This window comes from Grimontia sp. NTOU-MAR1 (assembly GCF_035758505.1).
In the GTDB taxonomy this organism is placed as follows: Bacteria; Pseudomonadota; Gammaproteobacteria; order Enterobacterales; family Vibrionaceae; genus Enterovibrio; species Enterovibrio marinus.
In genome coordinates, this window is record NZ_CP142108.1 from 2,641,518 (window position 1) to 2,655,414 (window position 13,897).

Sequence of the window (13,897 nt, forward strand, 5' to 3'; positions counted from 1 at the left end):
CATCCCTGATTGTTAAATTGCTTTCCCTTTGAAATATTGTACTTCTTTTGGAGGAAACAGCTTATTGAGGAGTCGATTAACTTTGCCTTTAATACTTTTCTCTTTATAAACAGTTGGCAAGTTTTCTAAATCAACTTCTTGAAGTCTTAACAAATCTTCTGTCATTCCTGAGTTGGAGAGCTTGGAATACATGAAAAACTCGATAATTTTTGCGTTCCATGCTTCCTTGTTACCCCAATAGTGACCAATTTGCATTTCTGCAGCTGTTAGCTTGGTTGAATGTGCAAGTGCAACCGAGAAAGCGAACTGTTCGACCAAACGTCTAGTGCAATCGGTTTGGCAAATTTCATCACAAATAGAAATAGCATGTTCAATAATATCTTGAGCATGATTTCCACTCAGGGCGATAACACCAGCGTTCCACATCTCGGAACTTTCATCTATCTTGACTCCTGCAAAGGTACGTCCAGCGATCGACCGCCACATTTTGTTGAACGTATTGCTCGTGCTGCCAGCAAGCTTCCCCTCTTTTTCGTGCATAAAAGAGAGGTTGTCATCTAGCCCTTGCTTGATGACATCTAGACCCTTTACATAAAACGTATCTGAATCGACATAGAGTAAATCCTTGCCAGAATTCTTCTTCGCTGCGGCTTCAATGGCTTTCATTTTTATGCGCCAAAAGAAGTCATGTTCTCCGCGCCAGTCATTCATGATGTCATCGTTGATTTCAATGATGTCGACTCTTTCATCAAAGTATGCGTAATACTGAGGGCGATCGGTAACCACACATACACGTGAAATCAAATCACTTTTCAGGAAAGTTAAAATGGCAAAAGAAGCCTGATAGTGATTTTCTAACCGGTCGCCAAAGGTTAAAAGCGTAAGAATCATGTCTGGTTCCTTAATGCAGTGGTTGAAGTTGCTTCTGGCAACAAACCAGTTGATGCCATGATATCCAGTATTTGCGTTGTGGTAGGTACAGAAGCATCTGCATTCATCGCAATGTAATGGATTGGTTCGTATCGTGGTGTATAACGGAAAGGAACTGTCGCATAGAAAATTCCCACAGTTGGGGTGTGGGTCGATATGGCAACATTCCTGACGCCGGTATCTGGGGCCACTACCATGGTTGCACCAGCGCAATATGCCAGTAACTCATCAAGTGGCAAGCAGGGTTGAACTTTGAAGTTTTTGTACTTTGACAGGTCCGAAAGATACTCACCCTTTTCATTGTCTTTTACACCCTCAAGGAAAACATGCTCAATATTCGGGTGCTTCTTTATCGCGGCTTCTAACAGTGTTTTCATTTGGTCATTCTGCAACACTTTTCTTGGTTGAGACGCGCCGTTGAAGTAGACGATATACGGGGTCTTTTTATTCACCAACTCTTGATGGTCAGGATAGGCAAAGTCCAAGCGAAGCGCTGGGGTATGACCAAGTAGGCGCAGCATATCCAGCATAGTTTCAACCTCTGGGCTGAAATCAGAGCGCCATACTGCAGCATTGTAGAGTTTTCCATGAAGCCAGCTTTTATATGGAAAGCCTACCTTGAGCTTGGCTTTGTTTAGGATGTTGACCCAATAGGAGCGGTTCGTGCAAGCAAGGTCAAAGATGATGTCTTGATCGCCAACTTCTTTAAAGTTAGCCATCTTGTCGGAGAATGAAACCTGCCCCTTTTTGTCTCGCCCATGCAGCACTACGGTACGATCTGCTAAATCAGATGGCATTCCATATTGGTATGTAGAAAGGGCCACTAGAGTGATTTCGGCATTGGGAAAGAATTTGCGAGCTTCCACCAGAAATGGTCGAGTAATCACCTGATCGCCCAGTGCAGCGTGCCGAATTACCGCCACTTTCTTTATCGTGTTTGGATCAAACTCGTTGTTCAGGTAGTACTTCGCTGATTTGGAGGCGTAAGCCCCTTTTTCAAAGCAGGCATGTTTAGATGAAATTTTAGGTTCGCTGAATTTCATGATGTTTCCGTTTGCGCGCTCGATGTTAGGGACAGGTAAGCATCCCAAACCATGTTAGGGGAAAGTTCTGTCAGGCATTTCAAGTGGTTGAATTGGCACTCACGCTTGAAGCAAGGTCGGCATTCAATATCAGTGTTAACCATGACCACATTATCTGAGAGTGGAGGTGTGTACTTGGGAGAACTAGAACCATAGATGGCAACAATGTTTACACCTACAGCAGCGGCAACATGCATCAGACCAGAGTCGTTAGAAAATACGGTGTGGCATGCTGCGAGCAAATCAACTGCATCTACAAGAGCGGTTTCCCCTGCCAAGTTGAAGCAATGTTTTTGAGTCTCTTGTGGAAGTTGACCAATGATAGTTTGAGCAACTTCTCTATCTTTTGGGCCGCCAAACAAGCATATCTGATTGCCTTCCTCGATGAGTTTTTTGGCTACATCCGCATAATGAGAATCAGGCCAGCGTTTCGCTGGTCCAAACTCAGCACCCGGGCAAAGGCCGGCAATTTTTTCATTTGGATTAATACCAAACTTGGCTAAACAAGCAGCCTGGTTTGATTCTTTCACTGTCAGCAAGGGGTATGGAACGCTTTTCAGCTTAACGTCATTTAGCAAGGAGGCTTTTGAGTGGGCGAGTGCCACGTAGCGCTCGACCATATACTGAAAAACCTTGCGATCAGGGCGTAAATCATTAAGTAGGCCATAGCGCATTTCGCCTTTCCAGCCTGTGCGCAGGGGAACTTTGGCAAAAAGTGGTATTAGTGCAGATTTTGCGGAATTAGGTAAAACAAAAGCGTGATCGTATGTTTCAGAACGCAGTGATTTACCCAGTTTCCAACGGGTCATCAAACTAAATTCACCGTGCCCCACTGGCATCTCTATCGCTCGATTTATCTCAGGCATGCGCTCAAGAATGGGTTTACACCAAGCCGGGGCAAGTACGTCTATTTTTGCATTTGGGTGCTGCTCGATCAGTCTTTTATATAGACTTTGAGACATCACCATATCGCCGACCCAGGAAGGGCCAATAACTAATATTTTCATGGCTAGTAAGTCAGTTTCTCGTCCCAAATGATATCGCTTTTGACAGTTCGTGCTGGATTGCCTGTCGCAATGCTGTTTTCCGGGACTGATTTGGTTACTACTGAATTGATGCCAACAACACTTCCACTCCCAATGTTGCTGCCCTTTAGGACAACAGCGCCGTCAGCCAACCAAACCCGATCGCCGATTTGAATATCTTTGGCGTAGTTGATACGACGGTTTTCTGAAAGGATATCGTGCCCATCACTGGTCATGACTTTGACATTCCTGGAGAACATACAACCTTTGCCAATGCGAAGGCTTGTGTTGTTTTCACGTGCTGATAGGTAACAGCCTTCGCCTATCACGCAATTTTCACCGATAACCAGTGTGCAGTTTCTACCGTCAAGTTCGATTTGTACGCCTTTCAAATTAGCACCATCTTTGATGACTAATTTATTACCGGAACCTTTAATCGATATCTGACATTGACGAATACGGGTGCTCGGGCCTAATTCAATTTCATTCCCAGCCTTTATTTTGACTTTGTTGCGAATGCGGAAAAGGATGTTTGGCACCTTGCCTCCGGAATGGTGGATGAGTTGATCAGTAATTCTGGCTGCCGTCTGGTCTAGACCTCAGCAAATTCATAATCCACATATACTGGCCAGAGTCGTTTTCCAAAAACTGTTCAATGCGTTCGTTCATCATGCGCGCATCCGTTTCTTCGCTACCTGATGGGAACGGAGCCAGTGGCGGTTGCACAATCACCTCAAAGTTTCCGGTTTCTCGGTTATAAACAGGCATCAGTGGAACGATTTTCGCGCGGCTCAATGTCGCAAGCTTGCCTAAACCAGACAGTGTTGCTTTCTGTGCGGCGAAGAAAGGCACAAACACGCTGTAATCCGGGCCATGATCTTCATCCGGCAGATAGTAGCCAAGGTAGCCCTCTCGCACGGATTTAATAAAGGGCTTAATGCCATCTGCACGCTCGTGAGTGCGACCACCATATTTCAGGCGCTGCACGTTCATCAACCAGTCTGCCACTTTGTTCTTTTGTTTCTTCACCATGGCTGCGACGGGTAGGCCGCGCGAAGCCAATTGAACCGCGGGGTAATCAATCGCCCAGCTATGAGGTACTAACAGAATGACTTTCTCGCCGTTCTCAACAAGCTCTGTCACGATTTCCTCATTGCGGAACAAAGTACGCTTTTCCAAGTAACGCTTGCTGCGCATCATAATGGTGGCGAAGCCCAAGAGAACGCATCCCGCATTAATATAGCTTTGCTCTAGAATGGTGAAACGCTCTTCGTCGGTTTTCTCTGGGAAACATTGTTGAAGGTTGATCACCGCACGCCTTTTGGCGCGGTTGTTCATTCTTACCATACGTTTGGCGAGAAACTCAGCGAATTTGTCGCGAAGTCTGAATGGCACAAAGGCCATGATGGCAGCAAAGAAAATACCCAGCCAGGTACCCCAATAGCGTGGGTGCAGAAACGCCCATTCAAAGGTTGGTAGGTAAGAGCTATTTTTCAGATCTTGGCTCATAGAGTCGGAACTACAGAAATCGAACTTAGGAAGAAAAAACGGGTGACGTCGTTATTCCACCCGTTTTCAGCTAATTACTTATTCAAAATCGCCATGTACTCGGCAACACCTTCCGCAACGGTTTTAAACGCGTCTGGATAACCGGCTGCGCGAACTTTGGTGAGATCTGCCTGAGTGTAAGACTGGTAGCGGCCTTTCAGGTGATCTGGGAATGGAATCTCTTCTACTTCGCCTTGACCATGGTGCTTGATGACGGCTTCAGCGACCGCACGGAAAGGTTCTGCACGGCCAGTACCACAGTTGAAGATGCCTGATTGACTGTTTTGCCAGAACCAGATGTTCATCTTGCACACGTCACCCACATAAACGAAATCACGCTTAAAGGTATCACTGCCTTCGAACAGTTTCGGGTTTTGACCGTCTTTGATTTGGTTGTTCAGGTGGAATGCCACAGATGCCATGCTGCCTTTGTGGTTCTCACGTGGGCCGTATACATTGAAGTAACGAAAACCAGTAATTTGAGACAGTGTTTCTCCGTGTGCCTCTGCGTCAGCCCAAATGCGACGAACATAGTTATCGAACAGTTGCTTCGAATAACCGTAAACGTTCAGTGCACCCTCGTATTGTGGCTCTTCGATGAAGTCGTGGTCGCGGCCGCCGTAAGTTGCAGCCGATGATGCGTACAGGAATGGAATTTCGCGCTCAAGACAGTAATGCAGCAACTCTTTTGAATACTCATAGTTGTTGAGCATCATGTACTTGCCGTCCCACTCAGTAGTTGCAGAGCACGCACCTTCGTGGAATACCGCTTCGATCGGACCGAAATCGTCACCCGCCATGATTTGTGCGATGAAGTCTTCTTTGTCCATGTAATCAGCGATATCCAGGTCAACCAGATTCACGAATTTCGTGCCGTCTTTCAGATTATCAACTACCAGAATGTCGTTGTAACCTTGTTCGTTCAGCGCTTTAACCAGATTGCTGCCGATCATGCCGGCGCCGCCAGTCACTATAATCATATCTTTACCTAAATTCTGTTGACCTGAATTATGAGAAGACCCCACCAGTTATTCAGTGAGGCTATGGTAATATTTCCCTTTCTGGGCTTGAGGATAGCAGTTTAACCATGAAAACCCGTGATCGCATTATTCATTCAGCGCTGGCGCTCTTCAACGAGCAGGGTGAGCCAAACGTCACCACTAACCATATTGCTGCCGATCTGGGGATCAGCCCGGGAAACCTGTATTACCACTTCCGTAATAAGGAAGAGATTATACACAGTATTTTCGATCAATACGCGCTCGATCTTTCGACAGGTTTCCAGCCGGAAGTCCCAGCAGAATCTGACGAACAACGGCTGCTTGCATACCTTGATGCCACCTTCCAACTGATGTGGCGATATCGTTTCTTCTACGCCAATCTGCCCGATATCCTAAGTCGCGATGCCGAGCTTCAGAACAAATACCTGGAAGCGCAGCAGGCATTGAAAGCCAATCTCTTTGCAATGTTAAGCCGCTTTCGTGAAACGGGGTGGCTGGATATGGACGATGAAGCGCTGCAATCGCTCTGTAGCACGCTGAAACTTGTCGCGTCGAGTTGGATATTCTATCAAAGTGCGCAGTCACCGCAGGCGAAAGTGACGCCAGTGGTGATTTATCAGGGCGTGCTGCAAATCCTCAACATGGTGTCACCGATGACGACCGAGAAAGGTAGAGCAGTAGTATCAGGTTTGATAGGGCACTACCGCGAACAGATGGAAAGCACCAAGGCGGCTTCCGACTCAGCGTGATCGAGCACAATAAGATGTACTAATTCAATAGACGCGACCTTCCCCAGAACTCTATCATCTACACTCTTTCTAATATGTCATACTGTAAGCTGGGTGTTATTTAGACACTTTAGCTTTCAGTGGTGCAATAATCATATTGATATCAACCTGTTCCTGTTTCCATCGACGGAGTAAGCGATGACTGCCGCTTTTTACCAGCAAATCCGCCAGCAGCTTGAAGAAGTAAAAGCTGAAGGCCTGTACAAAGATGAACGTGTGATCACGTCAGCCCAAAAGGCGAACATCTCAGTAACGTCCGGTGACGAAGTACTGAACTTCTGTGCCAACAACTACTTGGGGCTGGCTAACCACCCTGCGCTGATTGAAGCGGCAAAAGCAGGGATGGATGAGCATGGCTTCGGCATGGCGTCTGTGCGCTTTATCTGCGGCACCCAAGACTCGCACAAGGTATTGGAAGAAAAGCTTTCTGCCTTCCTCGGCATGGAAGACACCATCCTTTACTCTTCTTGCTTCGATGCCAACGCTGGCCTGTTTGAAACCATTCTGGGTGCAGAAGATGCGATCATTTCCGATGCGTTGAACCACGCTTCTATCATCGACGGTGTGCGTTTGTGTAAAGCGATGCGCTTCCGCTATGCCAACAACGACATGGAAGAGCTGGAGCAGCAACTGATTGCGGCGAAAGAAAAAGGTGCTCGCAACACACTGATCGTGACAGACGGTGTGTTCTCGATGGACGGTGTTGTCGCAAACCTGCCTGCTATCTGCGATCTGGCAGAAAAATACGGCGCATTGGTGATGGTGGATGACTCTCATGCCGTGGGCTTTATGGGCGCAAACGGTCGTGGTACCCACGAATACCATGACGTGATTGATCGTATCGACATCATCACCGGCACTTTGGGTAAAGCGATGGGCGGCGCGTCAGGCGGCTACACGTCAGGCAAGAAAGAAGTGATTGACTGGCTGCGTCAGCGCTCACGTCCTTACCTGTTCTCGAACTCACTGGCACCAGCGATTGTTTCAGCTTCTATCCGTGTGATTGACCTGCTGGCAGAAAGCGGTGATCTGCGTGACAAGCTGTGGGACAACGCCAACCATTTCCGTGCCCGTATGAGCGAAGCGGGCTTTACGCTGGCAGGTGCTGACCATGCCATCATTCCCGTGATGCTGGGTGATGCAAAAGTGGCGGGCGAATTTGCAGAGCGCATGATGACAGAAGGTATCTACGTAGTCGGTTTCTCTTTCCCTGTAGTACCGAAAGGTCAGGCGCGTATTCGCACCCAAATGTCAGCGGCACACAGCCGTGAGCAACTGGACAAGGCAATCGACGCCTTTATCAAAGTCGGCAAAGACATGGGTCTGATTGGATAAGCAACGATGACGAACAAAATGAAAGCACTGGCAAAACTGAAAGCAGAACCAGGGATCTGGATGACAGAGACCGAGCTGCCAGAGCTGGGCCATAACGATCTGCTGATCAAAATCAGCAAAACCGCGATTTGTGGTACCGACGTGCATATCTACAACTGGGATGAATGGTCACAAAAGACCATTCCTGTACCTATGGTTGTGGGGCACGAGTACGTAGGCGAAGTGGTTGGCATCGGCCAGGAAGTGCGTGGTTTCGCTATTGGCGACCGCGTTTCTGGTGAAGGTCACATTACCTGTGGCCACTGTCGTAACTGCCGTGCTGGTCGCACGCATCTTTGCCGCAACACCATTGGTGTGGGCGTAAACCGTGAAGGTGCGTTTGCCGAGTATCTGGTGATCCCAGCATTCAACGCATTCAAAATCCCTGAAGACATTTCAGACGATTTAGCTTCTATCTTCGACCCATTCGGTAACGCGGTTCACACAGCGCTGTCTTTTGACCTTGTCGGTGAAGATGTCCTGATCACCGGTGCTGGCCCAATCGGTATCATGGCGGCGGCGGTTGCGAAACACGTGGGCGCCCGTCATGTGGTGATCACCGACGTGAACGAATACCGTTTGGAGCTTGCCCGCAAGATGGGTGTGACCCGCGCGGTGAATGTGGCAGAAGAAAAACTGGAAGACGTGATGTCAGAACTGGGCATGCGCGAAGGCTTCGATGTGGGCCTTGAGATGTCCGGTAATCCGTCTGCGTTCAACTGCATGCTTCAAACCATGAACCACGGTGGTCGCATTGCGCTGCTGGGTATTCCTCCGTCAGACATGGGTATCGACTGGAATCAGGTGATTTTCAAAGGCCTAGTGATTAAGGGCATCTATGGCCGTGAAATGTTTGAAACCTGGTACAAGATGGCAAGCCTGATTCAGTCTGGTCTTGATTTAAGCCCGATCATCACGCACCACTACAGTGTGAATGATTTCCAGAAAGGCTTTGACGTGATGTGCTCTGGGCAGTCGGGTAAAGTTATCCTCGATTGGACAAAGTAATCATCGTCTATCGCTTGAATTTTAAAACCCGCTCCGGCGGGTTTTTTATTGCCTGAGTGCCAGTGAGATTGGCACCAGTTCTACTTCTTTTTGAAGCTCAGGAAGTTGTGCTTGTAAGGTTTCCAGCGTTACAGGGAAGGGGTGGGCAATCACCACAGCAACACCGCGGCGTTTGGCTTGTTGTACGGCAAGTTTGAGCTGGTTTTCGATGAAAGCTTCATTAGGGAAATGGTCAAGAAACACATGACGGCGATTGGTGGCGAGACCATGTTCGCGGGCTATCCGCTGGGCAACGGTTTTTGGCGTGGTGCGGCTATCGATAAAGCCAATCTTACGCTCTTCAAGAAGCTCCATGATCCAATGCATGGGCGCCTTGTGTTGGGTCAGCAGGCTACCCATATGGTTATTAACAGCTACAACTTGCGGAACGCGATAAAGCGCTTCTTTGACCGAGCCCTGCATTTCCTTTTTACTCATGGCAAGCGTCAGTGAGTTAGGCTCTTGCGGCGTGCCATCGGGGCTTTGCATTGGAAGGTGAAGCAAGACCTCGCGTTGTTGACTCAGGGCAGTCAGTGCAACCGCAGTATCGAATTCGGTGAAGGGGATGATGGAGACACTGATTTGCGGCGGCAGGGCGGCAATCTCCCTTGGTATCATTTCGTAGCCAAGGTCATCGATAATAAAGGCGATTTTAGGTTTGGCTGCGACGGGCGCAGCCAGAAAGAGAAGGAGTAAGGTGGTAACAGCAACAATCCTTTGCATCTGAAACCTACAGGGCCTTTACCGTGTCAGCCAGGGGCTGGGGTTGGTGGCATTACCTTTGCGCCGGATTTCGAAATAGAGCGCCGAGGCATCCTGACCGCCACTGTTTCCGACAAGGGCAATCGGGTCACCGGCTTTGACGGTATCACCGACATTGCGCAGCAAAGCCTGATTGTAGCCGTAGAAGCTCATGTCCCCTTTGCCGTGGTCGACCACCACCATCAAGCCATAACCGCGTAGCCAGTTTGAAAGCACCACAGTACCATCATGTGCGGCTCTGACTTCGCTGCCTTCTTTTGCGGCGATAACCATGCCATTCCAGCGCAGTTGTCCGGTTTGCTCAGTGCCATATCGGTGCAGGATTTTCCCTTTTACTGGCCACTGCATCTTGCCTTTGTACTTACCGAGACCATCCATTTTGACTTTAGCTTGCTCTGCGGCAATGCGGGCTTGTTCAGCAGCGCGTTCAAGTTCTACTTTCAGACGCTTCTCGTTGTTACGAAGCTCAGCGAGGTAGCCCTTGTCACTGTTGATTTCGCGGCGGATAGCGCCTGCTGTTTTCTTCTGAGCCTGCTGCTCTTTCTCCAGCTTAGCTTTATCAGCGGCAAGCGATGCAATCAGTGTCTTCTGCTTTTCAGTTTGCTGTTGCAGGGCGCGGCGTTTTAGCTGTAACTCGGTATCGGTAGCTGCGAGTTCGTTGATAGCATCCGTACGAGCTTTGGAGAGTTTCTCTGCATATACCGTCATGCGATCCATGTCTGCGGCGTCTTCACCACTTAATAGCGAATTCAGTTGGCTGTGTTGACCTTGTCGATACTGGCTGTTTAATAGCTCTTTCAAAAGCTCCATCTGGCCCAGCTTGAGCTGTTCAAGACGTTGGCTTTCGCGGTTTAGCGTAGCGATATCTTTTTCGATAACGCTTAAATCAACATTGGCATCGCGCATCTGTGTTGCTATAGCGGCGATGGATTGCTCTTGTGACTTGAGATCGGATTGCAGCGTGTTGAGTTTTTTCGATTTGGAATTGAGCTGCTGTTCCTGACGGGAGATTTCACTTTTCATGCCAGAGAGCTGCTCGTCACTGGCGTGAGAGAGTGTGCCGATAAGCAGGCACAACAAAACGCCAGCGCTTATGGCACTGGCGCGCAACAATTTTAAATGGCGCAACGTTCTTCCCTTCATGGCACGCAGTATATCAATCCGATCTGGAGTTGGCATTACTCTGCCTGTCTCAGCATCGCAAGTTCGAGAATAAAATCGGTGAAGTTTACTTCCTCTATTTTAAGAGAAAATCAGGAAGTGAGTTGTCAGAACTGCATAAAAAAACGCGCTCCGAAGAGCGCGCTTTTCATCACTGAAAATGGTGGCTAATTATTTAACAACGAACAGTGGTTTACCGGTCATGTCAGCTGGCGCTTCAACACCGGTCAGTGCCAGCATAGTTGGAGCCAAGTCAGATAGTTTACCGCCGTCGACCAGGTCGATGTCTTTGCTGCCCGCATAAATCAGTGGTACTGGCAGGTTAGTGTGCGCAGTGTGAATACCACCGGTTGTTGGGTCAACCATCATTTCCGCGTTACCGTGGTCAGCAGTGATCAGCAATTGACCATCAACTTCTTTGATCGCTTCAACAACACGGCCAATGCAGTGGTCGATAGCTTCAACGGCTTTCACTGCCGCATCGTAAACGCCAGTGTGGCCAACCATGTCACAGTTCGGGTAGTTACAGATGATTTGGTCGAACTTGCCGCTCTTGATCGCGTCAACCAGCTTGTCAGTCAGCTCTTCAGAGCTCATTTCTGGCTGCAGGTCGTATGTTGCGACTTTCGGAGAGGCAACCAAAGCACGCTCTTCGCCTTCGAATACGGATTCAACACCACCGTTGAAGAAGAAAGTGACGTGTGCGTATTTTTCGGTTTCAGAAATACGCAGCTGAGTTTTACCTTGCTTAGACAGCCACTCACCCAGGGTGTTAACCAGGTTTTCTGAAGGATAAGCACATGCGGTGTCGATGTCTGCCGCGTATTCTGTCAGCATCACGAATTCTGCCAGATCAGCAACTTTGTTACGGGCGAAGCCGTCAAAACCAGGCATGAATGCGCGGGTGATTTGACGCGCGCGGTCAGCACGGAAGTTCATGAAGATCACTGAATCACCGTCGTTGAAAGACGCAACAGACTGGCCTTCAGTGCGGATTTCAGACGCTTGAACGAATTCATCGTTTTCGTCACGCGCGTAAGCCGCTTCCAGCGCTTCTACTGCAGAGCCGTAAGTGAACGCGCCTTTTGCTTCAACCATCAGGTCATAAGCTTTTTCTACGCGATCCCAGTTGTTGTCACGATCCATGGCGTAGTAACGACCTACGATAGATGCGATACGGCCTTTACCCAGTTTCGCGAACAGGGCATCGAAACGCTCCAGTGATGCTTTAGCGCTACGAGGTGGGGTATCGCGACCGTCTAGGAAGCAGTGTAGGTATACTTCTTCAGCACCACGCTGAACCGCCATTTCAACAGCTGCTGCAATGTGGTCTTCGTGGCTGTGAACGCCGCCCGGAGACATCAGACCCATAATGTGAACCGCTTTGCCTGCTTTCGCTGCTTTGTCGATAGCACCGGTCAGTACTGGGTTATCGAAAAACTCACCATCTTGGATTGCTTTGGTGATTTTAGTCAGGTCCTGGTAAACGATGCGGCCCGCACCAATGTTGGTGTGACCCACTTCTGAGTTACCCATTTGACCGTCTGGTAAACCAACATCCATACCTGATGCTGAGATCAGGGTACTGGTACCCGCCATCAAGCCATCAAGAACAGGTGTATTCGCATTAGCAACTGCATTGTCGCTGTTGTCTTCGCGGTAACCCCATCCGTCCAGAATAACGAGTGCCAAAGGCTTCTTAGCAGACATACGGTGTCCTCTTTATGTCGATTTCAATATTCGTGAATTAGCGTAACTTTACTACATTTTATTGGTTAAGCAGTAGGCAAACTTTTTCGCTAAATCTTCAACAAAAACTGTAGTGGGAGATGTCGGGCCTTGTTTTTACTGGTTTTAGGTGGTGTCTTACCTTTTTGAGCGGATCTCGATTGTGAAGATCGCCGAACAAAATTTTGTAGTAAGTAAACAAATCAGTCGTTTACTTGTCGTTATTAAACAGCTCAACCGGCCTAAATATGTTCTGTATTGGCATTCTCCCTATTTGATAAACATTGAGGCGAATGTGATCGATTTCAAGCTTTTTGATTCTGTTGTCAGTGAGCAGGGGCATGGAAATCCAAGCCTATGCTGTATTTGCAGAGTTTGAAGGTTATACTCGGGGTCGATTTTTTGTGCCGACACTTAGTAGAAGCGAGCCATGCAGCAGTTTATTGAATTTGTACAAGCTAACTTGATCTTGTCCCTGGTGTGGGTGGGTCTGGTTGTTGCGCTGATCTTTTCAGTCATCAAACAGAAAACCGCACTTTATAAAATTATCACACCAAGCGATGCGACCATTCTGGTAAACCGTGAAAAGGGTGTGTTTGTCGATGTTCGTAGTCGCGATGAGTACCGCGCGGGTCACATTGCGGGCGCACTTCACGTTTTAGCGAAAGATATCAAAGCGAACAACGCCGCTGAGATTGAAAAACACAAGTCTGACCCAATTATTTTGGTGTGTAAGACTGGCCAAACGGCGACTGAAAGTGCCAATGCACTGGCAAAAGCAGGTTTCGAGAACGTGAACGTTCTGAAAGATGGCCTGATTTCGTGGAATGAGGCGAATCTGCCACTGATCCGCAGCAAGAAGAAAAAGTAACCACGCAACAGGTTCACTATTCTGAAGGCAGCTCAGTGAGCTGCTTGGATCGTTTTAAAATGCGTGAGAGCATTTGTTTAAATAACAAGGATTTATCACTATGGCTGAAGCAGCAACCAACCCACAAGCGCAACAGAACTTCGCGATTCAACGCATCTTCCTGAAAGATGTTTCTTTCGAAGCGCCTAACTCTCCAGAAGTGTTTCAGCAAGAGTGGAACCCAGATGTAAACCTGGACTTGGATACCCAAAGTCGTGAGCTGGGTGAAGGTGTTTATGAAGTGATTCTGCGCCTGACTGTAACCGTGAAGAATGGCGATGAGAACGCATTCCTGTGTGAAGTTCAGCAAGGTGGCATCTTCTCTGTAGACGGTATGGAAGCCCCTCAACTGGCGCACTGCCTGGGTGCATTCTGCCCGAACATTCTGTTCCCATATGCGCGTGAAACTATCTCTAGTTTGGTAGTGAAAGGTACCTTCCCACAACTGAACCTGGCGCCGGTTAACTTCGACGCACTATTCATGAACTACCTGCAAAGCCAACAAGCGCAAGAAAAAGACGGCGCTGACGCGTAATAGTAA

14 protein-coding genes are annotated in these 13,897 nt (G+C 48.3%); 5 read left to right on the plus strand and 9 right to left on the minus strand.

Annotated elements, in window-relative coordinates; translation table 11 throughout:
• Positions 1-12: 12 nt before the first annotated feature.
• From VP504_RS12190 to rfaD, 6 genes are all read right to left on the minus strand, one after another.
• A complete protein-coding gene (locus tag VP504_RS12190) occupies positions 13-891 on the minus strand; it encodes a hypothetical protein (RefSeq protein ID WP_325891413.1) in 879 nt (292 codons plus the stop codon).
• Positions 888-1,973 (minus strand): glycosyltransferase family 9 protein, encoded by a 1,086-nt coding sequence (locus VP504_RS12195; protein WP_325891415.1) that lies wholly within the window; start codon positions 1,971-1,973, stop codon positions 888-890. The genes VP504_RS12190 and VP504_RS12195 overlap by 4 nt, the downstream gene beginning before the upstream one ends.
• Entirely contained in the window at positions 1,970-3,019 is a 1,050-nt protein-coding gene (waaF, locus tag VP504_RS12200) for a lipopolysaccharide heptosyltransferase II (RefSeq protein ID WP_325891416.1), read from the minus strand. The genes VP504_RS12195 and waaF overlap by 4 nt, the downstream gene beginning before the upstream one ends.
• Positions 3,020-3,021: 2 nt before the next feature.
• Positions 3,022-3,576, minus strand: coding sequence for an acyltransferase (locus VP504_RS12205; RefSeq protein ID WP_325891417.1), 555 nt, complete (start codon positions 3,574-3,576; stop codon positions 3,022-3,024).
• Between the two features lie 28 nt (positions 3,577-3,604).
• On the minus strand, positions 3,605-4,546 hold the full coding sequence (gene lpxM, locus VP504_RS12210) for a lauroyl-Kdo(2)-lipid IV(A) myristoyltransferase (protein ID WP_325891418.1): 942 nt from the start codon (positions 4,544-4,546) through the stop codon (positions 3,605-3,607).
• 74 nt (positions 4,547-4,620) lie between these two features.
• Positions 4,621-5,565 (minus strand): ADP-glyceromanno-heptose 6-epimerase, encoded by a 945-nt coding sequence (gene rfaD / locus VP504_RS12215; RefSeq protein ID WP_325891419.1) that lies wholly within the window; start codon positions 5,563-5,565, stop codon positions 4,621-4,623.
• 107 nt (positions 5,566-5,672) lie between these two features.
• Between rfaD and VP504_RS12220 the strand changes: the two genes are divergently transcribed.
• From VP504_RS12220 to tdh, 3 genes are all read left to right on the plus strand, one after another.
• Positions 5,673-6,335 (plus strand): TetR/AcrR family transcriptional regulator, encoded by a 663-nt coding sequence (locus VP504_RS12220; RefSeq protein ID WP_251877079.1) that lies wholly within the window; start codon positions 5,673-5,675, stop codon positions 6,333-6,335.
• A gap of 177 nt (positions 6,336-6,512) precedes the next feature.
• Positions 6,513-7,709, plus strand: a complete 1,197-nt coding sequence (locus VP504_RS12225; protein WP_325891420.1) for a glycine C-acetyltransferase — start codon at positions 6,513-6,515, stop codon at positions 7,707-7,709.
• 6 nt (positions 7,710-7,715) lie between these two features.
• The gene (gene tdh / locus VP504_RS12230) at positions 7,716-8,756 is read left to right on the plus strand and encodes an L-threonine 3-dehydrogenase (RefSeq protein WP_325891421.1); all 1,041 of its coding nucleotides are present in this window, start codon (positions 7,716-7,718) and stop codon (positions 8,754-8,756) included.
• A gap of 45 nt (positions 8,757-8,801) precedes the next feature.
• Here tdh and VP504_RS12235 read toward each other — a convergent pair whose 3' ends face one another.
• From VP504_RS12235 to gpmM, 3 genes are all read right to left on the minus strand, one after another.
• The gene (locus tag VP504_RS12235; protein WP_325891422.1) at positions 8,802-9,518 is read right to left on the minus strand and encodes a divergent polysaccharide deacetylase family protein; all 717 of its coding nucleotides are present in this window, start codon (positions 9,516-9,518) and stop codon (positions 8,802-8,804) included.
• Positions 9,519-9,536: 18 nt separating this feature from the next.
• Positions 9,537-10,700 carry a peptidoglycan DD-metalloendopeptidase family protein gene (locus VP504_RS12240; RefSeq protein WP_325894040.1) on the minus strand — a complete coding sequence of 388 codons (1,164 nt, stop codon included), beginning with the start codon at positions 10,698-10,700 and terminating at the stop codon, positions 9,537-9,539.
• A 189-nt stretch (positions 10,701-10,889) separates the two neighbouring features.
• Positions 10,890-12,428 carry a 2,3-bisphosphoglycerate-independent phosphoglycerate mutase gene (gene gpmM, locus VP504_RS12245; RefSeq protein ID WP_325891423.1) on the minus strand — a complete coding sequence of 513 codons (1,539 nt, stop codon included), beginning with the start codon at positions 12,426-12,428 and terminating at the stop codon, positions 10,890-10,892.
• A gap of 448 nt (positions 12,429-12,876) precedes the next feature.
• On the opposite strand from gpmM, the gene VP504_RS12250 reads away from it, so the two are divergent.
• Positions 12,877-13,317: a rhodanese-like domain-containing protein gene (locus VP504_RS12250; protein ID WP_325891424.1), complete on the plus strand. Its 441-nt coding sequence runs from the start codon at positions 12,877-12,879 to the stop codon at positions 13,315-13,317.
• 100 nt (positions 13,318-13,417) lie between these two features.
• Entirely contained in the window at positions 13,418-13,891 is a 474-nt protein-coding gene (gene secB, locus VP504_RS12255; RefSeq protein WP_325891425.1) for a protein-export chaperone SecB, read from the plus strand.
• The last annotated feature ends 6 nt before the right edge of the window (positions 13,892-13,897 follow it).